Source organism: Sphingomonas silueang (assembly GCF_040049155.1).
GTDB lineage: Bacteria > Pseudomonadota > Alphaproteobacteria > Sphingomonadales > Sphingomonadaceae > Sphingomonas > Sphingomonas silueang.
In genome coordinates this window covers 158,680-182,990 of record NZ_JBDZDK010000001.1, presented here as the reverse complement: position 1 = coordinate 182,990, position 24,311 = coordinate 158,680, and the positions used below count along the sequence as shown (strand labels likewise).

Genomic DNA, 24,311 nt, shown 5'->3' with positions numbered 1-24,311 from the left:
CGGGAACGGCACGCGACGGTGGCGACGCAGTTCAGGACAGGCGGTTTTTCGGCGAAGGCGCCGGTCCCGCTGCGTCGGCGGCTGGGCACGCTCGCGCTGGTGGTCGCGATCCATGGCGCGATCCTGTGGTTGCTGCTGCGCCTCGCCCCCGTCGTCATGTCGCCGCCGCCGGGGCAAGAGTCGCCGCTGGTCGTCGACATGCTCCCCGCCGACCGGGTCGCCCCGGCGGCGCAACCCGCACGTCAGGCCGCGCGCAAGGCGGCATCGGGCAGCGCCGCCACCGCCACCCCGGTCGATCGCACCACCCCGCCACCCGAGACGCCGCCGCCGCCGCCCGTTCCCGCCGACCGGTCCGACGACGTGTGGTCGCAGATCATTCCGATGTCGGGCCGTGAATTCTCCCGCGCGGCGATCGCGCCCGGTACCCGCACCGCCGCCAACGGTGCGGGCAGCGGCAAGGCCGACGGCGACAGCGGCGACGGCGACGCGGTGGCCGATGCGGGCGGCGGCAGCGGCGGCGGCGAGCGGCTCTACGCCGCCGACTGGTATCGCCGCCCGACGCATACCGAACTGGCGACCTATCTTCCCCGCAATGCCCAGCCCGGCTGGGGCGAGATCGCCTGCCGCACCATCCCGAACAATCAGGTGACCGACTGTCGCGAGATCGGCCAGTCGGCGCGCGGCTCCGGCCTTGCGGGTGCGGTACGGCAGGCGGCGTGGCAGTTCCGCATCCTGCCCCCGCGCATCGGCGGCCGCCCGCAGATCGGCGTGTGGGTCCGCATCCGCATCACCTATACCGACAAGGGCGCGGCGGTGGAGTAAGGCGCCCATCGTCATTCCGGCGCAGGCCGGAATCCATGGACGCGGACGGTATCGATGGAGTCGCGGGCACCCGACACAATGGATTCCGGCCTGCGCCGGGATGACGGGCAGGTGGCGCGGCGGTGCGGTGCACCCATCCTTGCCCTCCCCGCCCCCAGCCGCTAGTCCACGCGACGTTTATCCTCCGACAGTTCAGGGTTCCCATGTCCACAATGTTCCGCATCACCCTCCCCGACGGTGCCGTCCGCGAGGTGACGCCGGGCACTACCCCTGCGGACATCGCCGCCGCCATCTCGCCGTCCTTACGCAAGGCGGCGATCGCCGCCCGGGTCGACGGGCAGGTGCGCGACCTGAACCGCCCGTTCGACGGCGACGCATCGCTCGCGCTCGTGACCGCGAAGGACGAGGCCGACGCGCTCGAACTCCACCGCCACGATTTCGCGCACGTCCTCGCCGAAGCGGTGCAGACGCTCTATCCCGGCACGCAGATCACCTTCGGCCCGGCGACCGACGACGGCTTCTACTACGACTTCGCCCCCGCCCCCGGCCGGGGCATGTTCACCGACGAGGATCTCCCGCTGATCGAGGCGGAAATGCGCCGGATCATCGCGAAGGGCGAGAAGTTCGAGCGCGAGGTCGTCACCCGCCAGCAGTTGATCGACCGCTGGACCGCGCAGGGCGAGACGTTCAAGGCCGAATGGGCCGCAGAACTCCCCGAGGGCGAGGAACTGACGATCTATCGGCAGGGCGAATGGCTCGACATGTGCCGCGGCCCGCACCTCGAATCGACCGCCAAGCTCGATCCGGCTGCGTTCAAGCTGACCCGCGTGTCGGGCGCATACTGGCGCGGCGACCAGAAGAACGCGATGCTCAGCCGCATCTACGGCACCGGCTGGCTCAGCAAGAAGCAGCTCGATGCCCATCTCACCCGGCTGGAGGAAGCGGCGAAGCGCGATCATCGCAAGCTGGGCGCGGAAATGGACCTGTTCCACCTCCAGTCCGAAGCGCAGGGTTCGGTGTTCTGGCACCCCAAGGGCTATATGATGTGGCGGCAGCTGGAGGCGTATATGCGCCGCCGCCTCGACGCGCATGCCTATCAGGAAGTGAAGACGCCGCAGCTGATGGACGCGCGGCAATGGGAACAGTCGGGCCACTGGGGCAAGTATCGCGAGAACATGTTCGTGGTGCCCGACGAGATCCCGAACACCGAGGACGAGGGGGCGATCGTCAGCGCCGATGCCGACATGATGGCGCTGAAGCCGATGAACTGCCCGGCCCACGTCCTGATCTTTCGTCAGGGGATCAAGTCATACCGCGACCTGCCGATCCGCATGGCCGAGTTCGGCTGCTGCCACCGCAACGAGCCGCACGGCGCGCTGCACGGCATCATGCGCGTCCGCCAGTTCACGCAGGACGACGCGCACATCTTCTGTCGCGAGGACCAGCTGATCGAGGAAGTCCGCGACTTCTGCGAGCTGCTCGACTCGGTCTATCAGGATCTCGGCTTCACCGACTATGCGGTGAAGCTGGCGCTGCGCCCCGACAAGCGCTTCGGCTCCGACGAGATGTGGGACAAGGCCGAGGCGGAGCTGCGCGAGGCGGTGCTGTCGTCGAACCTGTCGGAGGACATCAAGGCGAAGTTCGAGGAACTGCCCGGCGAAGGCGCCTTCTACGCCCCCAAGCTCGAATTCCACCTGACCGACGCAATCGGGCGGACGTGGCAGGTCGGCACGATCCAGTCCGATCGGGTGCTCCCTGAGCGACTCGATGCGACCTATGTCGGCGAGGACGGCAACCGCCACCGCCCGGTGATGCTCCACCGCGCGATCCTCGGCACGTTCGAGCGGTTCCTCGGCATCCTGATCGAGCATCATGCGGGCCGCATGCCGATGTGGCTGTCGCCGGTGCAGGCGGTGGTCGCGACGATCGTGTCCGACGCCGACGATTATGCGAACGAGGTCGCCGCCGCGCTGAAATCAGCGGGAATCCGCGTCGAAACCGACCTGCGCAACGAAAAGATCAACTACAAGGTGCGCGAACATTCGCTGGCGAAGGTTCCCGCGCTGGTCGTCGTCGGCAAGCGCGAGGCGGAGGAACGCACCGTCGCGCTGCGCCGTCTAGGCAGCCAGGGGCAGCAGGTGATCGCGCTCGACGATCTGGTCGCGATGCTGCGGGAAGAGTCTTTGGCGCCCGATCTCGCACGGAACCTTTCGTAACCGGACCGAATTGATTATATAGGACTTTGGTCAACTACAGGAGCAGCACCTATCCGTCCGCCCATGATGCGTCGCCCGAATGCGCCGCCGCCGATGAACGGCCCCCGATTCAACGAATTCATCCAGTCGCCCAAGGTCCGCGTGATCGACCATGAGGGCGAGAATCTGGGTGTGATGTTCACGCGCGCGGCGATCGAGGCGGCGGCGGAAGTCGGGCTGGATCTCGTCGAAGTATCGCCCAACGCCGATCCGCCGGTGGCCAAGTTCCTCGACGTCGGCAAGTTCAAGTACGAGGCGCAGAAAAAGGCGAACCTCGCCCGCAAGACCCAGAAGACGCAGGAGATCAAGGAGATCAAGATGCGTCCGAACATCGACGATCATGATTATGATACGAAGATGAAGAAGGTCCACGAGTTCATTGAGGAGGGCGACAAGGTGAAGATCACCATGCGCTTCCGCGGTCGCGAACTCAGCCACGGGCAGCTCGGCATGGCGGTGTTGCAGCGCGTTGCCGAAGCGACGCAGGAAATCGCCAAGGTCGAGGCCTATCCCCGCATGGAAGGCCGCCAGATGCTGATGGTGCTCGCACCCAAGTAAGCGTCGGCCCGCTGTTCGCGCGATGGAAGACCGTCATGTCCCATGGGGGCATGGCGGTTTTTTCATGGGTGCGTGCGGGCGATACGCCGATAGGGCGGATCAGTCGCCGCCGCCGCCGCAGCCCCCGCCGTCGCTGCCGCCGCAGTCGGACGATCCGGCATGGCCGCCGTCGCTCCAGCCGCCGCCGGCGACGAACCAGTCGCCACCGTCGCTGCCCGCGGCGGCGCGACGCGGGCGGTCGCGATGGAACCACGATGCGATGAAGGCGGTGGCCAGCACCACGGCGATGACTGCGATCAGCAGCAGGAACGGCAGGTCCATGCCCGCGATCCTGCCTTAATCCCCACTGAACCGCAAGGGATTAAACGAACCCGGCGAATTCCTTGCCCGCCGCCGCATCCAGCATCCGCCGTTCGAGCGACTTCAGCCGCAACTGCCCGGTGATCCGGTCGCCGGTCAGGTCGGTGACATAGAAGGTATCGACCGCGCGTTCGCCATAGGTCGCGACATGCGCCGAATGCAGCGTGACCTTCGACTGGAACAGCGCCTGCGCCAGATGATGGAGCAGCGCGGGCCGGTCGCGCGCGTTCACCTCGATCACGGTGAAGCGGTTGGAGGCGGCATTGTCGATCAGCACGTTCGGCTCGATCGGGAACGCCTCGGCACGCGGGCGCGACAGCGGCTTGGCCGCCAGCCGGTCGGTCAGCTTCATCCGGTTGGCCAGCGCATCGCCGATCGCCCGCTTCAGCCGTTCGAGCTGCCCGGCATCGTCGAACGGCCCGCCCAGCGGATTCTGCACGAGGAAATTGTCGAGCGCCATGCCGGTGCGCGTGGTGTGGATGCGCGCGTCGATGATGTTGCCGCCCGCCGCATGGATCGCCCCCGCGATGCGATAGAACAGCCCCGGATGGTCGGCGGCATGGACCGTCACCAGCGTCGCGCCGCGATCCTCGTCGACGCTCGTCTCGATCGTCAGCCGTGCGTCGCGCGACTGGTCGACCATCCGCGCGTTGGCGGCGATCACGTCGTCGGGCTCGGCGATCCAATAGGCGGGCGGCAGGTGCCGGACATAGGCGGCCAGCGTCTCCTTGTCCCACCCAAGCGACCGGCGCAGCGTCTCCTGCTTCTCGGCGATACGCTCGTCACGCCCGCGCTGCTTGTGGCCGAGGCGCAACACCTCCTCCGCCGTCTCGAACAGGGTGGTGAGCAGCTGGCGCTTCCACCCGTTCCACGTCCCCGGCCCCACCGCGCGGATATCGACCACGGTCAGCACCAGCAGCATGCGCAGCCGCTGCGGCGACTGGACCACGCCGGTGAAGTCGAGGATCGTCTTGAAGTCGCTCAGGTCGCGCTTGAACGCGGTGGCGGACATCAGCAGGTGGTGGCGCACCAGCCATGCGACCGTCTCGGTTTCGGCAGGGGTGAGGCCAAGGCGCGGGCACAGCCGCTCGGCAACCTCCGCCCCCAGGATCGAATGGTCGCCGCCGCGCCCCTTGGCGATGTCATGGCACAGCACCGCGACGAACAGCGCGCGCCGCTGCACGATCCCGCCGAACAGCGCGGTGGCCAGCGGATGCTCCTCGCGACAGATGCCGCGCTCGACCTGCGACAACAGCCCGATCATGCGGATGGTATGCTCGTCCACCGTATAATGGTGGTACATGTCGAACTGCATCTGCGCGACGATGCGCCCGAAATCGGGAATGAACCGCCCGAACACGCCGCATTCGTTCATCCAGCGCAGCACCAGCTCGGGATCGCGCGGGGAGGTCAGCACGTCGAGGAACAGCTGGTTGGCGCGCGGGTGCGAGCGGACCTGCACCGCGAGCCGCGCATCGCGCGACGCGGCGCGCATCGCCAGCGGATGGATTTCGAGGCCGTGCAGGTCGGCCAGCGCGAACATCTCGATCAGCCGCACCGGGTCCTGCGCGAAGAAATCGTCGCGCGGCAGCGCGAGCCGCCCGCGATCGAGCACGAAGCCGTGCAGCCGCCGCGGACGCCGCCGCAGGCGCGGCAGCCCGAACCGCCCGCCGCGCGCGGCATAGGTCTCGTCGAGATGGCTGAGGAACATGCCGGTCAGGTCGCCGACGCGCTTGGCCTGGAGGAAGTAGAACTGCATGAAGCGTTCGACCCGCGACTTGCCCACGCGGTCGCTGTAGCGCATCCGCGTCGCGATCTCGGTCTGCACGTCGAAGGTCAGCCGCTCCTCGGCGCGGCCGGTGATGAGGTGGAGGTGACAGCGCACCGCCCACAGGAAATCCTCGGCCCGGTTGAACTTGCGCAGCTCGGGCGCGCTCAGCAGCCCGGCCTGCACCAGATCGGCGGCACGGCGCACGTTATAGGCGTATTTCCCGATCCAGAAGAGCGCGTGCAGGTCGCGCAGCCCGCCCTTGCCCTCCTTGACATTGGGTTCGACGACATAGCGGGTGTCGCCCATCCGCTTGTGCCGCGCATCGCGCTCGGCCAGCTTCTCGGCGATGAAGGTGCGCGCGGTGCCCTCCTGCACCTCCGCCTTGAACCGCGCCGCCGCCTCGGCATAGAGCGCGGTGTCGCCCCAGACATAGCGCGCCTCGACCAGCGCGGTACGCACCGTCACGTCGCCCTTCGCCTGGCGCACCATCTCGTCGAGCGAACGGGAGGAGTGGCCGACCTTCAGCCCGAGGTCCCACAGCGCATAGAGCAGCGACTCGATGACCTGTTCGGACCACGCGGTCTGCTTCCACGGGGTCAGCACGCCGATATCCACGTCGGAATGCGGCGCCATCTCGCCGCGCCCATAGCCGCCGACGGCGATCAGCGTCATCCGCTCGGCGGCGGTCGGGTTGGGATTGGGGTGGATGCGTTCGACGATCACCTGCGCCAGCGCGACGAGGATCACGTCGGTCAGCCACGCATAGGCCGCCGCCGCCTCCAGCCCATGCCCCGGACGCTCGCGAAAGCGCCGCTCGATCTCGGCGCGCCCGCGCGACAGCGCGTCGCGCAGCACGGCGGTCGCCGCGCGGCGCAGCGCCGCACGGTCGGAACTGTCGGGCAAGGCGGCGAGCGCCGCCGCCAGCGCATGGCGGTCGGCGATCGCTTCGGGCCGGGGGATGCGCTCGAACCGGGGCGGGGTCGCCAGATCGGGCTGGACGGGCAGGTTCAGGCGCCGCCCTCCGGTGCCTTCGCCACGCCGACCAGCGCCGGACGCAACAGCCGGTCGCGGATCATGTAGCCGCTCTGGATCTCCTGCACGACGGTGCCGGGCGCGGCGTCGTTCGACGGCACCTCGAACATCGCCTGATGCCGGTTGGGGTCCAGCGTCTCGCCGACCGACACCATCTTCGTGATGCCGTGGCGGGCGAACACGCTCTCCAGCTCGCGGCCGGTCGCTTCCAGACCGGTGACGAGGCCCTTCATCTTGTCGTCGCCGCGCAGCTCGTCGGGGATCGCCGACAGCGCGCGCGACAGATTGTCGGCGACCGACAGGATGTCGCGCGAAAAGGCGGTCGCGGCATAGGCGCGGGCATCCGCCACTTCCTTTTCGGCGCGGCGGCGCACGTTCTGGAGGTCGGCGCGGGCATAGAGCACCTCGGCCTGCGCATCGGCCAGCTTCGCTTCGAGGTCGGCGGCGCGGTCCGCTTCGGCGACTTCGGGCGCGGCCTCGGCGGTGGCTTCGCGCAGGTCGGCGGTATCGTCGTTGGCGGGCGTATCGGTCATGCGTCTCTTCTCGTCTTCAGCCAAGCAGCCGCGAGAGGGTCGCGGCGGTGAAATCCACCATGGGCACGACGCGCGCATAGTTCAACCGGACAGGGCCGATCACCCCGACCACGCCGACCACGCGCCCGTCGAGCGCGCGCACCGGCTTGGCGATGACCGACGATCCGGTCAATGCGAACAGCTTGTTCTCCGAACCGATGAAGATGCGCGCGGCGTCCGACCCCTGCGCCGATTCGAGCAGCCGGGCGATCTCCTCCTTGCCTTCCAGCTCGTCGAGCAGCTGCCGCACCCGGTCGAGGTCGCCCGACGCCGCCTCGTCGATCAGCCGCGCCTGGCCGCGCACGATCAGCACCGGGCGGTTGCCGCCGTCCTCGCTCCACAGCACCAGCCCGCGCTCGACCAGCGCGCGCGCCGTCGCGTCCAGCTCGGCGCGCTCCTGCCCGATCTCGCGCAGGATGCGCGCGCGCGCTTGCGCAAGCGTCAGGCCGGAGAGGCGCGCGGTCAGGTAATTGCCCGCCTCGACCAGCGCGATGCCGCCGGTGCCCGGCGGCAGTTCGATCACGCGGTTCTCGACCGATCCGTCCGCCCCGACGAGGATCGCCAGCGCGCGGTCGGCGGACAGCGGCACGAACGATATCTGCTTCAGCACCGGCTCGCGCTTGGGCACGAGGACGAGGCCCGCGCTGGACGACAGGCCGGACAGCGCGGCGGCGGTACCGGCCAGCGCCTCCTCGACCGGGCCGTTGCTGTCGGCCTGCGCCTCGATCGCGGCGCGCTCCTGCGCGGAGGGGGCCATCGCATGCATCATGCCGTCAACGAACAGGCGCAGGCCCGATTCGGTCGGCATCCGCCCGGCGCTGACATGCGGCGCGGCAAGCAGCCCCGCTTCCTCGAGGTCCTGCATCACCCCCCGGATCGATGCGGGCGAGAGGTTCAGGCCGGACAGTTGCGCGATGGTCCGCGATCCCACCGGCGCGCCGGTCGCCAGATAGCTGTCGACCACGATCCGGAACACGTCGCGCGCACGGTCGGTCAGTTCGTGGAACGGCGGGGTCATGGGGCGGAATATATGCCGGTCCCGCCGCACACGGAACCCCGATCCTCCCCGGCACGGGGAGGGGGACCAGCGAAGCTGGTGGAGGGGGATCGCCCCACATGCAACCGCAGCGTCTGCGGACACCCCCCTCCACCACCCGCTGGCGCGGGCGGTCCCCCTGCCCGTGTCGGGGAGGATCAGTTCGCCTTGATGTAATCCGCGATCGGCAGCTCCCGGATCGCCGCGCGCAACGCCTCGCCCGTCCTGCCGCCGTCCGCCATGCCGCAACCGTAGTAATAGGTCAGCTTCTGCGCCGCGCCGCTCGCCTCGTTCCAGCGCACCTCGACAGAGGGCATGTCGGTCGCGGCGTTCTCGCAGCCCGGCTGGCCCGGTTGCAGCAGCCGGTCGCCCTGCATCGGGCGATAGGGCTGCAGTTTCGCGGCGAAGGCGCGATATTGCGCCGGGCTGGCCTTGAAACTGCGCGTCCCGCCGACCGCTGTAAAGCGCTTGCCCTCGAACACGCCGCTGCCGTCCGGCTGCACCGTCACCGCATAGACCGGGCAGGTGCCGAAGCACGGTGCCGTCTCGTAGGAAATCGTCTCGCGCTCGATCGCGACGGGGGTGCCGCCCCGATCGACGTTGCCGACCGCCATCACGCATCCGCCCAGCAGCGGCACCAGTGCCGGTGCGATGATCCTCATGTCCGTCCTCCCGTTGTCGTTACGGGTGCGATACCCCGCACCGACTGGCGCGGGGATGAACGGACCGCTAGGGCGGGGACAGATTTTCAGGAGAATCCCATGCGCCCCTCCGGCCGCACCCCCGATGAAATGCGCGCGATCACGATCCAGACCGGCTATACCCGCCATGCCGAGGGGTCGTGCCTGATCGGCTTCGGCGACACGAAGGTGCTCGTCACCGCCTCGATCGAGGAGCGGCTGCCGCCGTGGCTGCGCGGCAAGGGCGAGGGCTGGATCACCGCCGAATACGGCATGCTGCCCCGCGCCACCCACACCCGCGGCAGCCGCGAGGCGGCCAAGGGCAAGCAGTCGGGCCGGACGCAGGAGATCCAGCGGCTGATCGGACGTTCGCTGCGCGCCGTGGTCGACCTCAAGGCGCTGGGCGAACGCCAGATCACGCTCGACTGCGACGTGATCCAGGCCGACGGCGGCACCCGCACCGCGTCCATCTCGGGCGCGTGGGTCGCGCTGCGGCTCGCGGTCGACGGGCTGCTGCGCGAGGGCAAGCTGGAGGTCGATCCGATCAGCCGGCAGGTCGCGGCGGTCAGCTGCGGCATCCATCAGGGCACGCCGGTACTCGACCTCGATTACGTCGAGGACTCCGCCGCCGACGCCGACGCCAATTTCGTGCTGACCAGCGACAACAACATCGCCGAGGTACAGGCCACCGCCGAGGGCGCCTGCTATGACGAGGAAGCGCTGCTGCGCCTGCTGCGCCTCGCCCGCATCGGCTGCGGACGGATTTTCGCCGAACAGCTGCGGGCGACCGGGCGATGAGCGGCGAGGGCAAGGAGCCGCAGGCGATCCGCAAGCTCGCCCCCGGCAAGCTCGTCATCGCCAGCCACAACCCCGGCAAGATCCGCGAGATCGCGGCGCTGCTCGGCCCCTATGGCATGGCGCCGATCTCGGCGGGCGAGCTCGATCTGCCCGAACCGGAGGAGACCGGCACCACCTTCGTCGCCAATGCCGACCTGAAGGCGTTGCAGGCCGCCGACCTCTCGGGCCTGCCCGCGCTGGCCGACGACAGCGGGCTGTGCGTCGAGGCGCTGAACGGCGATCCCGGCATCTTCTCCGCGCGCTGGGCCGGGCCGTCGAAGGACTTCTCGGCGGCGATGCGGCTGGTCGAGGATCGGATGCAGGCGACCGGGCCGGACCACAGCCGGGCGGCGCATTTCGTCTGCGCGCTGGCGCTGGCATGGCCCGACGGCCATGTCGAATGGTTCGAGGGCCGCGTCGACGGCACGCTGGTCTGGCCGCCGCGCGGCGACCGGGGGTTCGGCTATGACCCGATGTTCGTTCAGGACGGCATGGACCGGAGCTACGGCGAGATCGATCCCGACCACAAGCATGCGATCAGCCACCGCGCCGATGCGTTCCGGCAACTCGTCGCGGCGGTGTTCTGAAGGGAACGTGTCCGGCATCCACGCATTCCCTTTCCTGTAGATAGGAGAGGCTGCCGGATGTCGGACGCGACGATCAAGACACGCCACCGCGAGATCGCGGTGGAGCATCTGCTGTTCTGGACGATGCGCTATGTCGAGCGCCGCCTGCCCGGCCTGCTCGACTCGCTCGAGATCAGCCTCGACAAGCTGGGCGACCCTGCCCATGGCCCGGACAAGGACGACGAGGCCGTGCGCCATATCGCGTCGAAGATGATCGCGGGTGCCCGCGCCTGAACCGGCGCGCGGCGGGCGTGTCAGAACGCCCGCTCGCCCTCGACATTGCCGGCCGGGACATAGCGGCAGACCAGATAGTCGTCCTCGCGATTGCTCGATTCGGCGCAGCCCATGCGGCGCGTGCTGTGCCACATGATCTGGGTATAATGGCCGACATCGCCGAAATCCCCGGTGCGCGATACATCGGGGATCGCCCGCGGCACGTAATCGTGCTTCTCATCGACCCAATGCTTGATCATCTCTTCGTAGAGATAGGCACCGCGCGTGCCGGTCCACAGATTCTCGCCCTCGTCCGGTTCGCCGCGCGGCTGTGCGGAATGCTCGAACTGCCCGGTGGCCGCCAGCACATTGGCATAGCGTTTTGCCTGTAGCGCCAACCCCGGATCCCATGCCAAAGGCGGCAGCCCCGCTTCGGCACGCGCGGCGTTATGCCCCTGCAACATGGCCCGCTGAAACAATGTCACGCCCCTCGGCGCTTCCCCCCCGAATGGCCGCGGCTCGGAATGGGTGGGTGGTGCCGCTGCCGGAACCGCCGAGCATTCCAAGAAAAACAGCGCTGAAAGCACTATGGATACGCCCCGCATTCTACCCGCCTGATTATATTTTTCTCCTTGGACCTTAATAGCATAGAAATGACTACCGTCCAATCGCCCCTCGCTCTTTACGTCCATTGGCCCTTCTGTGTACGCAAGTGTCCCTATTGCGATTTCAACAGTCACGTCCGTGAACAGGTGGACCAGGCAGCATGGAAGGCGGCGCTGCTCGCCGACCTCGCGCATGAGGCGGCCCTGCTGCCCGGACGGCGGCTGGGCTCGATCTTCTTCGGGGGCGGCACGCCGTCGCTGATGCCGCCCGATACGGTGGCGGCGGTGATCGATGCCGCCCGTCGCCACTGGACCGCCGACGACGATATCGAGATCACGCTGGAGGCCAATCCGTCGTCGGTCGAGGCGGCGCGATTCGCGGCGATCGCCGCCGCCGGGGTCAACCGCGTGTCGCTGGGGGTACAGGCGCTCGACGACCGGGCGCTCGCCTTCCTCGAACGCGCGCATGACGTGGGCGAGGCGCTGGCCGCGCTCGAGGTCGCGCAGCGCCATTTCGCGCGGGTCAGCTTCGACCTGATCTATGCCCGCCCCGACCAGTCGCTGAAGGCATGGGAGGCGGAACTGGCGCGCGCGCTGTCGTTCGGGACCGAGCATCTCTCGCTCTACCAGTTGACGATCGAGCCAGGGACGCGCTTCGCCACGTTGTTCGCGAAAGGCGAACTGACGATTCCCGACGCCGATCGCGCCGCCGACCTGTTCGAGACGACGCAGGCGATGACCGCCGCCGCCGGGCTGCCGCTCTACGAGGTGTCGAACCATGCCCGCCCCGGCGCGGAGAGCCGCCACAACCTGACCTACTGGCGCTACCGCGACTATGCCGGGGTCGGCCCCGGCGCGCACGGGCGGCGCGGCGGCATGGCGACGCAACGCCGCCGCAAGCCCGAGAACTGGATCGCCGCCGTGGCGCGCAACGGCCATGGCATCGAGCAGGAGGATGCGCTGACTCCGCAGGAGCGGGTGACGGAGGCGCTGGTGATGGGCCTGCGCATGGCGGAGGGGGTCGATCTCGCCCGCATCGCCCGGCTGGGCGAGCGCACGATCGACGGGGTGGTGCGGCGTGACAAGGTGGCGCTGCTGGCCGGACAAGGGCTGGTGCGGCTGGACGGCGACCGGCTGGCGCTGACGGCGGCGGGTATCCCGGTGCTCGACGCCGTGCTGCGCGAGGTCGCGGTGTAGCCGGAAGGTCGTTCGCACGCCAGGGCACGGAGGGGCACGCGCTGCCGCGTCCCGCCGCGAAAGCGGCCTTCCTGTTCCTGACTTCAGCAGGAGTGACGGTTTCGCTGTCGCGCATCGGATCGGGGCCGCAACCCCTCCGCGTCTCCGCGCCTCCGCGTGAAAACGACCTCCCTCGCTTCCGATATCTTGCGCGCCCGACCCCGCCCCCGCACAACCGCACGGACAGCATGAGGGGACCGACGTGCCGAACCTGACCCGCCGCCACGCCATTGCGGGCCTTGCCGCCGCGACCACCGCTGCCGCCCTGCCCGCCCAGCCGCGCGTGTCGCAGAGCCTGCGCATCGCCTCGACCTGGGATTTCGGCGCAGCGGCCAACGAAGCGGCCATCGCCCGCTTCCGCGCCGGGGGCAGCCTGATCGACGCGCTGGAGGCGGGCGCGAAGGTGCCCGAGGCGGATCTCGCCAATCATTCGGTCGGCAAGGGCGGCTATCCCGACCGCGACGGCATCGTCACGCTGGATGCGGTCATCATGGACGACAAGGGCCATGTCGGCGCCGTCGCGGCGCTGGAGGATATCGCCCACCCCATCTCGGTCGCGCGCGCGGTGATGGAGCGCACGCCGCACACCTTCCTCGTCGGCGACGGCGCACGCCGGTTCGCGCTCGCCAACGGCTTCACGCCCGAAAAGCTGCTGACGCCCGAGGCGGAGGCCGAATGGCGCAACTGGCTCAGGACTTCGAAATACGCGCCCGCCGCCAACAGCGAGAACCGCCGCACGCCGCCGGGCGGCGCGCTCGACCATGACACGATCGGCATGATCGCGCGCGCGCCCGACGGGTCGCTCGCCGGGGCCTGCACCACCTCGGGCATGGCGTTCAAGCTGCACGGGCGGGTCGGCGATTCGCCGCAGGTCGGCAGCGGGCTGTTCGTCGAGGCGGGTGTGGGCGCCGCCACCGCCACCGGCCTCGGCGAGGAAGTGACCCGCATCGCGGGCACCGCGCGCGTCGTGTCGTCGCTGCGCGCGGGGCTGTCGCCGATGGCCGCCTGCCGCGAGGCGGTGGAGCATATCGCCCGGCTGCGCGGCAGCGCGCTCGACGGGGTACAGGTCGGCTTCCTCGCGATGGATGCACGGGGGCAGGTCGGCGCGTTCGCGCTGCTGCCGGGCTTCACCTATGCGATCGGCAGCGCCGTCCTGCAATCGCAGAGCCTGCGCGCGGCCTGACGCACCGCGCACGCCGCCGGTCAGGGCAGCAGGTGCACCACCGTGGGCGCCACCGCCACCGCCGCACGTACGCCGGGCAAGGTCGCCAGCACCGCCGGATCGACCGGCGCGTGCAGCTCGATCCGCACGCGACCGGCCAGCGCCGCCGCCTGCCGGATCGCCGCGGCCCCGCCGAGCGCCGCCACGACCCGTGCGTCCAGCGCGACCGGCGCTTCGGGCGCGGGGGCATCCGCCGCGACCGGGAGCGCAACGCCGCCGCTGCCCGCGCCCGCCGCACGGATTTCCTCGGCGACCTGATCGGCGATCGGACCGACGATCACCTGCACCGCGCGTGCCGACGGGCGCAGCACGCCCATCGCGCCCAGCGCCTTCAGCGCCGCCTCGTCCACCAGCGCCTGGTCCGCGACCATCAACCGCAGCCGGGTCGTGCACGCCCCGATGCTGGCGAGATTGCCCATCCCGCCCAGCGCGGCGAGGAACGCGGCGCCCCGCGTACCCTCACCCGCCGTACCGGGTGCCGCGACCGCCGCCGCATCGCGCCCCGGCGTCTTGAGGTCGAAACGGACGATGAATAGGCGGAACACCCCATAATAGAGCGCGAAATAGGCCAGCCCGACCGGGATCAGCAGCAACGGCTTCGTCGCCTTGCCATAGTTCAGCACATAGTCGAACAGCCCCGCCGAGAAGCCGAAGCCGAGCTTCACTCCCAGCCAGTCCATGACGACCATCGCCAGCCCGGTCAGCACCGCATGGATCGCATAGAGCGCGGGCGCGAGGAACATGAACGAGAATTCGATCGGCTCGGTCACGCCGGTCAGGAAGCTGGTGAGCGCGAGGCTGAGCAGCATGCCGCCCACCGCCTTGCGCCGTTCGGGCAGCGCCGAGCGGTACATCGCAAGGCACGCGGCGGGCAGGCCGAACATCATCACCGGGAAATATCCGGCCATGAACGCCCCCGCGCCCGGATCACCCGCGAAGAAGCGGCGCAGGTCGCCCGTCGTCCCGTTGAAGTCGCCCAGCACGAACCATGCGACGTTGTTGAGGATATGGTGCAGCCCCGTCACCAGCAGCAGCCGGTTGAGCAGGCCGAAGCCGAACAGCCCGACGCTGCCCGACGCCACCAGCCCCTGGCTGGTCGCATCCAGCGCGGCGGTGATCCCGCCGAAGCTCAGCCCCACCAGTGCGGCGATGGCGATGCCCATGAGGCCGCTGACGATCGGCACGAACCGCCGCCCGCCGAAGAAGGCGAGATATTCCGGCACCTTGATCGTCGCGAACCGGTTGTAGAAGCCGCCGCCGATCAGCCCGGCGACGATGCCGATCGGCACGTCGAGCTTGGCGAAGGCCTTGGCCTTCCACGCCGCCGACAGGGTCGCGGCTACGGAATCGACGAAGCCCTGCGTCACCTCGGCAGGCACGGTCAGGAACACCGGCCCGCCGTTCTTCACGACGAGGTAGCAGACCACCCCGGCAAGGCACGCCGCGCCGTTGCCGTCGCGCGCGATACCGCAGGCGACGCCGATCGCGAACAACAGCCCCAGATTGGCGAACAGCGCATCGCCCGCCGCCGCCAGCAGGCCGATGTCGAGCAGGTCGGGCTGGCCCAGCCGCAGCAGCAGCCCCGCGACCGGCAGGACCGCGATCGGCAGCATCAGCGCGCGACCGATCGGCTGGAGCATCTCGATCGCCGACTTCATGCTGCATGCTCCTTCAGGAAATCGCGGACCAGCGCGCGCACCGCCTGCGGCCCCTCCACCGCCAGCGCGGCCCCGGCCAGCGCGGCGCAATCGGGCACGCGCAACCGCCGCACCAGCGCCTTCAATTCGGGCACGAACCGCGGCGAGGCCGACAATTCGGTGACGCCCAGCCCGATCAGCAGCGGCACCGCCAGCCGGTCGGAGGCGAGGCCACCGCACACCCCGACCCAGCGGCCGTGGCGCGCCGCCCCCGCCGTCGTATGTGCGATCAGTTGCAGCACGGCGGGGTGCAGCCCGTCGATGCCGCCCGCGACCGCCGGATTGCCGCGATCCATCGCCAGCGCATATTGCGTCAGGTCGTTGGTGCCGATCGACAGGAAATCGGCATGGGCGCCAAGCGTGGCAGCGGTGACGGCGGCGGCGGGCGTCTCGACCATGATGCCGACCTCGATCCGTTCGGCGATGCCCAGCTCGGCGCGCAGCCGGTCGACCTCGCCGCGCACCGCCACGATCTCGGCGACGCTCGCGACCATCGGGATCATGATCCGGCACTGCCCGACCGGGCGGACCGACAGGATCGCGCGCAACTGCGCCTCCAGTATCTCCGGCATCGCCAGCGCGACGCGGATGCCGCGCAGGCCCAGCGCCGGATTCTCCTCCGGCGCGATCGGCAGATAGGGCGCGGGCTTGTCACCGCCGACGTCGAGCAGGCGGACGATCAGCGGGCGTCCCTGAAGCGTCGCGGCGATATCGCCATAGAGCGCGGCCTGTTCCGCGACATCGGGCGCGGTGTCGCGGTCGAGGAACAGGAATTCGGTGCGCAGCAGCCCCGATCCTTCCGCGCCGTTCGCCATCGCGACCACCGCATCCTCACGCGACCCGAGGTTCGCGAACGCCTCGATCCGCACGCCGTCGGCGGTCACGCAGGCATCCGCCGCCGCTGCCAGCGCCGCCGCACGCTCGTCGGCCCGCCGCGCGACCGCGTCGCGCGCCGCGGCCAGCGTATCCGCATCGGGATCGACGTGCAGCACCCCGGCATCGGCATCGAGGATCAGCGTGGCTCCGTCCGCCACCTGCCCCAGCGGCGCGCCGATCGCGACCAGCGCGGGCAGCCCCATCGTCGCGGCAAGGATCGCGACATGCGAGGTCGGCCCGCCGCGCTCGACCGCAAGGCCCACCACCTCGGCGGGGTCGAGCGCCATCACCTGCGACGGCAGCAGGTCGTCGGCGACGAGGATCGTGCCCGGCGGATAGCGCATCGCCTCCGCCTCCGCGCCGGTCAGCACGCCGAGCACCTGCCGTTCGAGGTCGAGCAGATCGTCGGCCCGCTCGGCCAGCCGCGCATCGCCCAGCCCTTTGAGCACCTGCGCCTGCGCCCGGGTCGCGCTGCGCCACGCATGGCCCGCGTCGCGCCCGTCGCGGATCGCCGCCTGTGCGGCATCGACCAGGTCGGGGTCATCGAGGAACGCCAGATGCGCCGCCCGGATCGCCGCGCCCGCACCTTCGCCGCCTGCGCCCAGCGCGTCGCGCACCGCCGCCAGCGCCGTCTCCAGCCGCTGCGCCTCGTGCGCCACGCCCTGCCCGTCCTCGGGCACCGCGATCTCGGCGATGCGCAGCCGGTGCGCGACGCCGATCGCCTGTCCCGGCGCGGCGGTGGTGCCCGCCAGCTGCCCCTCACCCAGCGCGACCGGGGCGGGCGTCGGGGCGGCGGCGGGCGCGGACGTCGCCTGCCCCTCGCCCATCCCGCCCTCGATCAGCGCGACCAGCGCGGCCACCGCCGTCGCCGCATCCGGCCCGCTCGCGCGCACCTCGATCGTGTCGCCGAAGCCGATGCCGAGCCCCAGCAGCCCCACCGCGCCGCGCGTCGATGCCTGCGCCTCGCCCTTCGCCAGCCAGCTGTCCGCCGCGAAGCCGCGCGCGACCTCGCCGATCCGCGCCGCCGGGCGGGCGTGCAGGCCGTGCGCCATCGGCACCCGCACCGTCGCGACCACCCGTTCCCCGGCCGGCGCGATCACAACCGACTGTTGCGCCACCGGCTCCAGCGTCAGCAGCGGATCGCCCACCGCCAACCTCCGCCCGCCCTCGCGCGCGACGATCCGGAACGCATCGCCGTTGGTGACGATCAGCGGCGTGACGACCGCAGGCGCACTGCACACGATCGCGTCGAGGTCGTAGCGGATCAGCGGCGCCCCGCGCGCCACCCGGTCGCCCGGCTGCACCAGCGCGGTGAACGGCACGCCGCCCAGCTGTACCGTATCGATGCCGATATGCATCAGCAGCTCGACCCCGTCGTCGCTGCGCAGCGTGATCGCATGGCCGCCCGCATGCAGCGTCAGCACCACGCCGTCGCACGGCGCATGCAGCGTATCGCCCGTGGGATCGATCGCCATGCCGTCGCCCAGCATCCGCCCGGCGAACACCGCGTCGGGCACGTCGTCGAGCGGACAGGCCCAACCCTCGATCGGCGCGGTCAGAAGGATGGCGGTCATCGATGCCCCCCGGCAAGGCGACGCCCCATGGCGGGCGTCGCGAATGTGTTCAGACGATGCGCTTGCCGCCGATCCATGTACCGCGCACGGTCAGGTCGGGGGCGAGCCAGACGAAATCGGCCTGTGCGCCGACATGGAGGCTGCCGATGCGGTGCGACAGCCGCAGGAAGGCGGCGGGATTGGCCGACGCCATCGCCACCGCGTCCTCGAAGCCGACGCCCAGCGCATGGAGGTTGCGCACCGCGCTCGCCATGTCGAGGTCGCATCCCGCCAGCGTCCCGTCGGGGCCGACGCACACGCCGTTCTCGACATGGATGGGCAGGCCGTTCAGCACGAACGTCTTGTCGGTGGCGCCGACGGTCGGCATCGCATCGGTCACGAGCATGAAGCGGTCGTGCGGCCGGGCCTTCAGCGCGATGCGGATCGCGGCAGGGTGCAGATGAGCCCCGTCGACGATCAGCCCGGCATAGATGCCCGCATCGTCCAGCACCGCGCCGACCACGCCCGGATCGCGGTGCCGGAGCGGCGACATGGCGTTGTAGAGGTGCGTCACGCCGCGTGCGCCCGCGTCGATCGCGGCGCGTGCCTGTTCATAGGTCGCGTCGCTGTGGCCGATGCTGACGATCACGCCCGCCGCGACCAGCCGCCCGATCGCGTCGGCACCGTTGCGTTCGGGCGCCAGCGTCACCATCACCACGCCCCGGCGGGGCCGGGTGAGCAGGTCGATCGCCGCATCGTCCAGCGCGCGGAAATGGTTCGCGTCGTGGATGCCCTTGCGCGCCGGGTTCAGGAACGGCCCCTCGACATGGATGCCGACGACGCCGGGCACGCCCGCCGCGATCGCCGCGTCCACCGCATCCAGCGCCGCCGCCACCACGTCGAGCCGGTCGCTGATGAGCGTCGGCAGATAGGCGGTGGTGCCGTATCGCGCATGCGCCGCGCCGATCGCGGCGATGCCCGCCACGGTCGGCGTGTCGTTGAACAGCACCCCGCCGCCGCCGTTGACCTGCGTATCGACGAACCCCGGCACCAGCCAGCCGCCGTCGAGGTCGAACACCTCGGCATCGTCGCCCGCATGGAAATCGGCGATCCGCCCGGCCTCGACGCGAAACGCGCAGCCGTCGCCGCCGCACGCCTCGGCGAGCACCCGCCCGCCGCGAAAGACGAAGCCGCTCATCGCGTTTCCGTGACCTTGCGCAGGTGCGGCGGCGCGTCGGGGTCGAGGCCGCGGCGGCGCGACACGCTTTCAATCATGCGATAGAAGCTCTGGATCATCAGGATCGGCTCGATCGCGGCATGGCTGCGGATCGCGCCCGGATGGCTGCCGCCGTCCGCGGCATCGGCCAGATGCACCGCCGCGCCGCGCGTCGCGAATTCCTTCGCCGCCGCGCGCACATCATCGCCCGCCTCGTCCGACGTGGCGAAGGCGAGCAGCGGAAAGCCGTTGTCGATGATCGCCATCGGCCCGTGGCGCACCTCGGCGCTGCTGAACGCCTCGGCATGCAGCGCCGAGGTCTCCTTCATCTTCAGCGCCGCCTCCTGCGCCACGCCGAAGCTGTAGCCGCGCCCGATCACGAACAGGTTGCGCGCCGCGACCAGCGTGTCGGCGACCGCGCGCCAGTCGAGGTCGAACGCCGCCTCCAGTTGTGCGGGCGCAGCGTCGAGCGCGTCGATCAGCGCCCGGTCCTCGCTCCAGTATGCCGCGACCGCCGCCAGCGCGGCCAGCGACGCGATGAACGACTTGGTCGCCGCCACCGACGTCTCCGGCCCGGCCGACAGCGGCAGCACGACATCGGCCAGCGCCGCCAGCGGCGAATCCTCGACGTTCACCAGCGCCACGACGCGCGCGCCCGCCGCCTTGTAGCTCTCGACGGTGCGCAGCAGGTCGGGGCTCCGGCCCGACTGCGACACCGCGATCACCACCGCATGGGTGCGCTCCATCTGCGTCGCATAGACCGATGCGACCGACGGCGCGGCGCTCGCCACCGGCACGCCGCACAGCGTCTCGATCAGATATTTGCCATAGGTCGCGGCATGGTCCGACGATCCGCGCGCACAGGTCACGACCAGCGCGGGCGGATCGGCGCGCAGCATCGCCCCCAGCTGCACCAGCGCGTCACGATTGCGCGCGAGGAAGCGGGCGACGGTCGCGCCGCCCTCGGCCGCCTCGCGGAACATCGCGGTCCGATCGGCGGCGGCGGCGTGCGGGGCCGGATCGGCCTCGGCAATGGACGTCATATACCCCCCTTGTGCATCCGCCGCCCCTATGCGCCGGATCAGTTCGCGTTCAGTTCGGCGACGACGTCGTATGCGTCGCCGCGGTAATAGGATTGGGTGAACTCCACCGTCTCGCCGTCGGGCAGGAAGCCGCGCCGTTCGATGAACAGCCCGGCATGGCCCGTCTCCACGCCCAGCCGCCGCGCCTGTTCGGCGGGAAAGGCCAGCGCGCGCAGCCGCTGGAGCGCGCGCACCGGGCGGCACCCGGTCGCCTCCAGCGCGGCATAGAGCGAATCGCCCACCGCATCGACACCGGGCAGGCAGCGCCCGACGATCGTCGCATATTCGACCGCCATCGGCACGTCGTCGGCATAGCGCATCCGCTGGAAGCGATAGACCGGCGTGCCGGGCGACAGCCCCAGCGACAGCGATTCCTCCGGGCTGACCAGCCCGGCGGACTTCGACACCCATTCGCTGCGCGGGGTGCGCCCGCGCGCCGTCATGTCCTCCGAAAAGGACGACAGCTTGGAAAAGCTCTTGTCCACCCGCGCCGCGACGAAGGTACCCGCCCCGCGCCTGCGGACCACCAGCCCCTCGTTCGCCAGCCCCTCGATCGCCTTGCGCACGGTGATGCGCGACACGTCATATTCGGCGGCCAGCTCGCGTTCCGGCGGGATCACGTCGTCCTGCACCAGCACCTTGCGCTCGATCGCGCCGCGCACGAGCTGCTGGAGCTGCAGGTACAACGGGGCATGCCCGTCGGTCGGCAACCGCCCGACCCGTTCGTAGAAATCCATGCCCTGACCCTTCGATGTCCGCAGCAGGTCAGCGTAGGGGGTGGGCTGGATAATCACAATGCGCAGGATAGGTCCGTTTTTGGTATTATACAAGTGTGTTTTCGTAGCGGGGATTCACGGCGTTTCTGTCGGATTCCCGCGTGGTGAGGCGCTCCCACTCATCCCAAAGGACGAATTGGACTGTGTAGTAAGTTCTACCCGCCCGACTCGTATACGGTAGCCGACCCTGCGGCGATCCGGCATTTTTTGGAATTATATTCCATCTTATAGCAATTTAGTTGCAATTATTGCACCCGTTGGCGCGCCGGTGGCCCATTATGCGTCGGAGAAATCGCAATATTCTCACCTATGCAGTTCCTTTTCATTTTTATGTAGATTTTATGATTGGAATTGGTCACACTCCACCTGACCAGAATGAGCCCAAATGGTACCAATACAGTACCAGAAGCCGGGCCGCTTGTCGCACAGGACTGCACGCCGCCGTTCGCGGCGACGATATCGGGGGGGCGCATCCCGCGCCCGAGCATTTAGGGGATCGGGTCTATGGCTTTTTCGCGTTTCGCATATCTTGCATCCACGGCGCTCGTCGCGCTCGCCTCGCCCGCGGTCGCGCAGGACGCGGCACCCGCGTCGGTGCCCGCCGCAGAGGATGACACGATCACCGTCACCGGCATCCGCAAGTCGATCGCCGACTCGATCGATACCAAGCGCAAGGCAGGCTCGATCGTCGACGTCATCTCGGCGGAGGACGTGGGCAAGTTCCCCGACGCGAACGTCGCCGACTCGCTCGCCCGTCTGCCCGGCGTCACCGTCGACCGCCAGTTCGGCGAGGGCGAGCAGCTCTCGATCGCGGGCGTCGAGCCTGCGCTGAACCGTCTGACCGTCGACGGCCACTCCGTCGCCTCGGCCGACTGGGGCGGCAACCCGTCGGACCGCTCCAGCCGCACCTTCAACTATTCGCTGCTCTCGCCCACGATCATCAGCCAGGCGGTCGTCTACAAGACGCCGGAAGCCCGGTTGCAGGAAGGCGCGATCGGCGCCAGCGTCGACGTCGTCACCCGCAAGCCGCTCGACCTGAAGTCGGGCACGATCGCCGCGACCGCGGGCGGCGAGTACAACGACCGGGCGAAGCGCGGCAGCTTCCGCGGCTCGGCGCTCTACAGCTGGCACAACGACGACGACACGATCGGCTTCCTCGGCTCGGTCAGCTACGACAAGGAACAGCTCAGCCGCGCCGGGTCGGCGGTCTACTGGTACCGCACCGGCGACGCGCTGCTCGCCAATGCGCCGACCACCGCGACGATCAACGGCAAGAACATCACCGCGCTGACCGCCGCCGAACGCGCCACCTTCAGCAGCGCGCGCTTCGCCTCGTTCCTCGCCCGCGAATTCTTCAAGCAGGAGCGCGAGCGCATCGGCTTCTCGGGCGCGATCCAAGCGCGGCCGACCGACAACATGACCGTCACCGCAACCGGCCTGTTCATCCGCGGCAACTACGACAACGTGTCGAACTCGGCCTATACCTACGGCTTCGAGGGCTCGCGGCTGGTGTCGGCGCAGTCGTCGAACGGCATCGTCACCTCGGCGACCTTCACCGGCATCCCCGCGGGCCAGACCGGCGCGACCGGCCAGCTCGACACCAACTATCGCCGTACCCGCCTGAAGAACGACTCGGTCACGCTGCTGGTCGACTGGACGCCGGGCGACTGGACGATCACCGGCAACGTCGGCGCGACCAAGGCGTCGGGCGGCAAGGACCCCGAATATCTGCTCGACTTCCGCACGCAGCAGGGCTTCACCGCCGGGGCCAACGGCCGCGACACCGTCGTCAACTGGGCGAAGCCCGCCAGCGACCCGACGATGTGGCTGAGCAACTTCACCGCCTCGGGCGGCGCGAACCTCGGCGCGCAGGATCTGGCGCGCAACGGCGGCGTGCAGTTCTTCGGTCGCCAGATCGGCGGCGTTCCGCTGAAGTCGGGCTTCACGCTCGACAAGGAAGTGTTCGCCGAAGCGAACTTCAAGCACCCGGTCAGCCTCGGCCCGGTGACGGAAATCCTGTTCGGCGGCCGCTACGTCAATCATGACAACAGCCAGACGACCTACAGCAACGCCGTCTTCACCAACCAGAACTTCACGATGGCGGACCTGCCCTATTACGTCCTGCCGACCGGGCTGTACAACGGCCTCGGCGTCAGCGGCAACGGCGCGCCCTATGCCACGCTCGACCGCGACGGCATCATCGCGACACTGGCGAAGTACGGCAACAAGCAGATCGACCGCGGCTTCTCGTTCAACGAATATTTCGGCGTGAACGAAAAGATCGCGGCGGCCTATGTCCAGGCGAATTTCGAGCTGGGCAAGCTGCGCGGCAACGTGGGCGTCCGCTTCGCCCACACCGCCGACGAGGCGATGTTCTACACCGCCAGCAACCGTTCGGGGCAGCTGTTCCCGACCTACACCTTCACGCCGGTCAAGAACGACTATAACCGCCTGCTGCCCTCGGCCAACCTGATCTACCAGGCGGGCGAGGACGTGGTGCTGCGCGCCTCGGCGGCGAAGGTGCTGGCCCGCCAGCGCTACAGCGACCTCGCCGGTTCGCTCTCGCTCAACGACGACCAGTTCACCGGCAGCGGCGGCAACCCGTTCCTCAAGCCGTACGAAGCCACCAACTACGGGCTGTCGGCGGAATGGTATTTCGCCCCCGCCAGCTTCCTCGCCGGTGAAGTCTTCTACCGCGACATCAGCAACTACACCGTCAGCCAGACCAACAACGAGACGCAGTTCAACGTGCGCCTCGCCCAGAACGCGACCTATGCGATCGCCCGCCCGGTCAACGGCGGCAACGCGCAGGTCACCGGCTTCTCGCTGTCGGGCAACACCAGCCTGTTCTGGGGCTTCGGCTTCCAGGGCAGCTACACCTTCGCCGATGCGGAGGCGTCGCTGGCCACCGGCCTGCCGTACCTGTCGCGCCACACGCTCCAGCTCTCGCCCTATTACGAGAACGGCGCGTTCCAGGCGCGGGTCAGCTACAACCGTCGCTCGAAGTATTTCTACCGCTTCGGCCGCCAGTCGTCGCAGGACTATACCGACGCCTATCGCCAGCTCGACGCGCAGATCAGCTATGCGCTGACCGAAGGCGTGTCGATCACCGCCCAGGCCTCGAACCTGCTCGACGAGACCTACTACCAGTACAGCAGCACGCCCAGCGCGCCGACCTCGGTGTACAAGAACGGCCGCGTGTTCTCGCTCAACGCCACGTTCCGCATGTAAACGGGGCGTCCGGTCCCGGCGGCCCTTCGGGGCTGCCGGAACCCTGCGGCCCCGG

At 69.5% G+C, this 24,311-nt stretch carries 20 protein-coding genes; 9 read left to right on the top strand and 11 right to left on the bottom strand.

Annotated features, from left to right (window positions below; all coding sequences use genetic code 11):
• The first annotated feature begins 18 nt into the window (after window positions 1–18).
• The 3 genes from ABLE43_RS00785 (at window position 19) to infC (ending at window position 3,635) form a co-directional block, all read left to right on the top strand.
• Window positions 19–822 (top strand): hypothetical protein, encoded by an 804-nt coding sequence (locus tag ABLE43_RS00785; RefSeq protein WP_348976558.1) that lies wholly within the window; start codon window positions 19–21, stop codon window positions 820–822.
• Between the two features lie 203 nt (window positions 823–1,025).
• Window positions 1,026–3,038: a threonine--tRNA ligase gene (thrS, locus tag ABLE43_RS00780; protein WP_348976557.1), complete on the top strand. Its 2,013-nt coding sequence runs from the start codon at window positions 1,026–1,028 to the stop codon at window positions 3,036–3,038.
• A 63-nt stretch (window positions 3,039–3,101) separates the two neighbouring features.
• Complete coding sequence (gene infC / locus ABLE43_RS00775) at window positions 3,102–3,635, top strand: translation initiation factor IF-3 (RefSeq protein ID WP_348976556.1); 534 nt, start codon at window positions 3,102–3,104, stop codon at window positions 3,633–3,635.
• Between the two features lie 99 nt (window positions 3,636–3,734).
• Here the strand turns inward: infC and ABLE43_RS00770 are convergent, their stop codons facing one another.
• The 5 genes from ABLE43_RS00770 to ABLE43_RS00750 all read right to left on the bottom strand — a co-directional run bounded on the left by ABLE43_RS00770 (window position 3,735) and on the right by ABLE43_RS00750 (window position 9,068).
• Window positions 3,735–3,956: a hypothetical protein gene (locus ABLE43_RS00770; protein WP_348976555.1), complete on the bottom strand. Its 222-nt coding sequence runs from the start codon at window positions 3,954–3,956 to the stop codon at window positions 3,735–3,737.
• 40 nt (window positions 3,957–3,996) lie between these two features.
• Window positions 3,997–6,753: a [protein-PII] uridylyltransferase gene (locus ABLE43_RS00765; RefSeq protein ID WP_348976801.1), complete on the bottom strand. Its 2,757-nt coding sequence runs from the start codon at window positions 6,751–6,753 to the stop codon at window positions 3,997–3,999.
• A gap of 20 nt (window positions 6,754–6,773) precedes the next feature.
• Window positions 6,774–7,331, bottom strand: coding sequence for a nucleotide exchange factor GrpE (locus tag ABLE43_RS00760; protein ID WP_348976554.1), 558 nt, complete (start codon window positions 7,329–7,331; stop codon window positions 6,774–6,776).
• Between the two features lie 16 nt (window positions 7,332–7,347).
• Complete coding sequence (gene hrcA, locus ABLE43_RS00755; RefSeq protein WP_348976553.1) at window positions 7,348–8,388, bottom strand: heat-inducible transcriptional repressor HrcA; 1,041 nt, start codon at window positions 8,386–8,388, stop codon at window positions 7,348–7,350.
• A gap of 176 nt (window positions 8,389–8,564) precedes the next feature.
• On the bottom strand, window positions 8,565–9,068 hold the full coding sequence (locus ABLE43_RS00750) for a DUF6438 domain-containing protein (RefSeq protein WP_348976552.1): 504 nt from the start codon (window positions 9,066–9,068) through the stop codon (window positions 8,565–8,567).
• Window positions 9,069–9,167: 99 nt separating this feature from the next.
• Here ABLE43_RS00750 and rph point away from each other — a divergent pair, with 99 nt between their 5' ends.
• Genes rph through ABLE43_RS00735 form a run of 3 tightly spaced genes read left to right on the top strand, consistent with a single transcriptional unit; the run spans window position 9,168 to window position 10,783 of the window.
• Entirely contained in the window at window positions 9,168–9,884 is a 717-nt protein-coding gene (rph, locus tag ABLE43_RS00745) for a ribonuclease PH (protein ID WP_348976551.1), read from the top strand.
• Window positions 9,881–10,510 (top strand): RdgB/HAM1 family non-canonical purine NTP pyrophosphatase, encoded by a 630-nt coding sequence (gene rdgB / locus ABLE43_RS00740; protein ID WP_348976550.1) that lies wholly within the window; start codon window positions 9,881–9,883, stop codon window positions 10,508–10,510. The genes rph and rdgB overlap by 4 nt, the downstream gene beginning before the upstream one ends.
• 57 nt (window positions 10,511–10,567) lie before the next feature.
• The gene (locus ABLE43_RS00735; RefSeq protein ID WP_348976549.1) at window positions 10,568–10,783 is read left to right on the top strand and encodes a hypothetical protein; all 216 of its coding nucleotides are present in this window, start codon (window positions 10,568–10,570) and stop codon (window positions 10,781–10,783) included.
• Window positions 10,784–10,803: 20 nt separating this feature from the next.
• On the opposite strand, the gene ABLE43_RS00730 is transcribed toward ABLE43_RS00735, so the two are convergent.
• Entirely contained in the window at window positions 10,804–11,247 is a 444-nt protein-coding gene (locus ABLE43_RS00730) for a CAP domain-containing protein (RefSeq protein ID WP_348976548.1), read from the bottom strand.
• Window positions 11,248–11,415: 168 nt separating this feature from the next.
• Here ABLE43_RS00730 and hemW point away from each other — a divergent pair, with 168 nt between their 5' ends.
• Window positions 11,416–12,564, top strand: a complete 1,149-nt coding sequence (hemW, locus tag ABLE43_RS00725) for a radical SAM family heme chaperone HemW (RefSeq protein ID WP_348976547.1) — start codon at window positions 11,416–11,418, stop codon at window positions 12,562–12,564.
• A 241-nt stretch (window positions 12,565–12,805) separates the two neighbouring features.
• Window positions 12,806–13,786, top strand: coding sequence for a glycosylasparaginase (locus ABLE43_RS00720; RefSeq protein ID WP_348976546.1), 981 nt, complete (start codon window positions 12,806–12,808; stop codon window positions 13,784–13,786).
• Between the two features lie 20 nt (window positions 13,787–13,806).
• Here the strand turns inward: ABLE43_RS00720 and nagE are convergent, their stop codons facing one another.
• From nagE to ABLE43_RS00695, 5 genes are read right to left on the bottom strand one after another with little or no spacing between them, the layout of a single operon-like run.
• Window positions 13,807–15,483, bottom strand: a complete 1,677-nt coding sequence (nagE, locus tag ABLE43_RS00715) for an N-acetylglucosamine-specific PTS transporter subunit IIBC (RefSeq protein WP_348976545.1) — start codon at window positions 15,481–15,483, stop codon at window positions 13,807–13,809.
• Window positions 15,480–17,972: a phosphoenolpyruvate--protein phosphotransferase gene (gene ptsP, locus ABLE43_RS00710; protein ID WP_348976544.1), complete on the bottom strand. Its 2,493-nt coding sequence runs from the start codon at window positions 17,970–17,972 to the stop codon at window positions 15,480–15,482. The genes nagE and ptsP overlap by 4 nt, the downstream gene beginning before the upstream one ends.
• A gap of 49 nt (window positions 17,973–18,021) precedes the next feature.
• On the bottom strand, window positions 18,022–19,149 hold the full coding sequence (gene nagA, locus ABLE43_RS00705) for an N-acetylglucosamine-6-phosphate deacetylase (RefSeq protein ID WP_348976543.1): 1,128 nt from the start codon (window positions 19,147–19,149) through the stop codon (window positions 18,022–18,024).
• On the bottom strand, window positions 19,146–20,210 hold the full coding sequence (locus ABLE43_RS00700; RefSeq protein ID WP_425475217.1) for an SIS domain-containing protein: 1,065 nt from the start codon (window positions 20,208–20,210) through the stop codon (window positions 19,146–19,148). The genes nagA and ABLE43_RS00700 overlap by 4 nt, the downstream gene beginning before the upstream one ends.
• A 38-nt stretch (window positions 20,211–20,248) precedes the next feature.
• The gene (locus ABLE43_RS00695) at window positions 20,249–20,986 is read right to left on the bottom strand and encodes a GntR family transcriptional regulator (RefSeq protein ID WP_348976542.1); all 738 of its coding nucleotides are present in this window, start codon (window positions 20,984–20,986) and stop codon (window positions 20,249–20,251) included.
• Between the two features lie 543 nt (window positions 20,987–21,529).
• On the opposite strand from ABLE43_RS00695, the gene ABLE43_RS00690 reads away from it, so the two are divergent.
• Window positions 21,530–24,256, top strand: a complete 2,727-nt coding sequence (locus tag ABLE43_RS00690; RefSeq protein ID WP_348976541.1) for a TonB-dependent receptor — start codon at window positions 21,530–21,532, stop codon at window positions 24,254–24,256.
• Window positions 24,257–24,311 lie beyond the last annotated feature (55 nt).

Coding starts and splice junctions, on each gene's coding strand:
- nagE (WP_348976545.1), bottom strand. CDS start 15,483: ATGAAGTCGGCGATCGAGATGCTCCAGCCGATCGGTCGCGCGCTGATG.
- ABLE43_RS00760 (WP_348976554.1), bottom strand. CDS start 7,331: ATGACCGATACGCCCGCCAACGACGATACCGCCGACCTGCGCGAAGCC.
- ABLE43_RS00695 (WP_348976542.1), bottom strand. CDS start 20,986: ATGGATTTCTACGAACGGGTCGGGCGGTTGCCGACCGACGGGCATGCC.
- ABLE43_RS00700 (WP_425475217.1), bottom strand. CDS start 20,210: ATGACGTCCATTGCCGAGGCCGATCCGGCCCCGCACGCCGCCGCCGCC.
- ABLE43_RS00735 (WP_348976549.1), top strand. CDS start 10,568: ATGTCGGACGCGACGATCAAGACACGCCACCGCGAGATCGCGGTGGAG.
- ABLE43_RS00750 (WP_348976552.1), bottom strand. CDS start 9,068: ATGAGGATCATCGCACCGGCACTGGTGCCGCTGCTGGGCGGATGCGTG.
- rph (WP_348976551.1), top strand. CDS start 9,168: ATGCGCCCCTCCGGCCGCACCCCCGATGAAATGCGCGCGATCACGATC.
- rdgB (WP_348976550.1), top strand. CDS start 9,881: ATGAGCGGCGAGGGCAAGGAGCCGCAGGCGATCCGCAAGCTCGCCCCC.
- ABLE43_RS00770 (WP_348976555.1), bottom strand. CDS start 3,956: ATGGACCTGCCGTTCCTGCTGCTGATCGCAGTCATCGCCGTGGTGCTG.
- ABLE43_RS00690 (WP_348976541.1), top strand. CDS start 21,530: ATGGCTTTTTCGCGTTTCGCATATCTTGCATCCACGGCGCTCGTCGCG.
- nagA (WP_348976543.1), bottom strand. CDS start 19,149: ATGAGCGGCTTCGTCTTTCGCGGCGGGCGGGTGCTCGCCGAGGCGTGC.
- thrS (WP_348976557.1), top strand. CDS start 1,026: ATGTCCACAATGTTCCGCATCACCCTCCCCGACGGTGCCGTCCGCGAG.
- hrcA (WP_348976553.1), bottom strand. CDS start 8,388: ATGACCCCGCCGTTCCACGAACTGACCGACCGTGCGCGCGACGTGTTC.
- infC (WP_348976556.1), top strand. CDS start 3,102: ATGATGCGTCGCCCGAATGCGCCGCCGCCGATGAACGGCCCCCGATTC.
- ptsP (WP_348976544.1), bottom strand. CDS start 17,972: ATGACCGCCATCCTTCTGACCGCGCCGATCGAGGGTTGGGCCTGTCCG.
- hemW (WP_348976547.1), top strand. CDS start 11,416: ATGACTACCGTCCAATCGCCCCTCGCTCTTTACGTCCATTGGCCCTTC.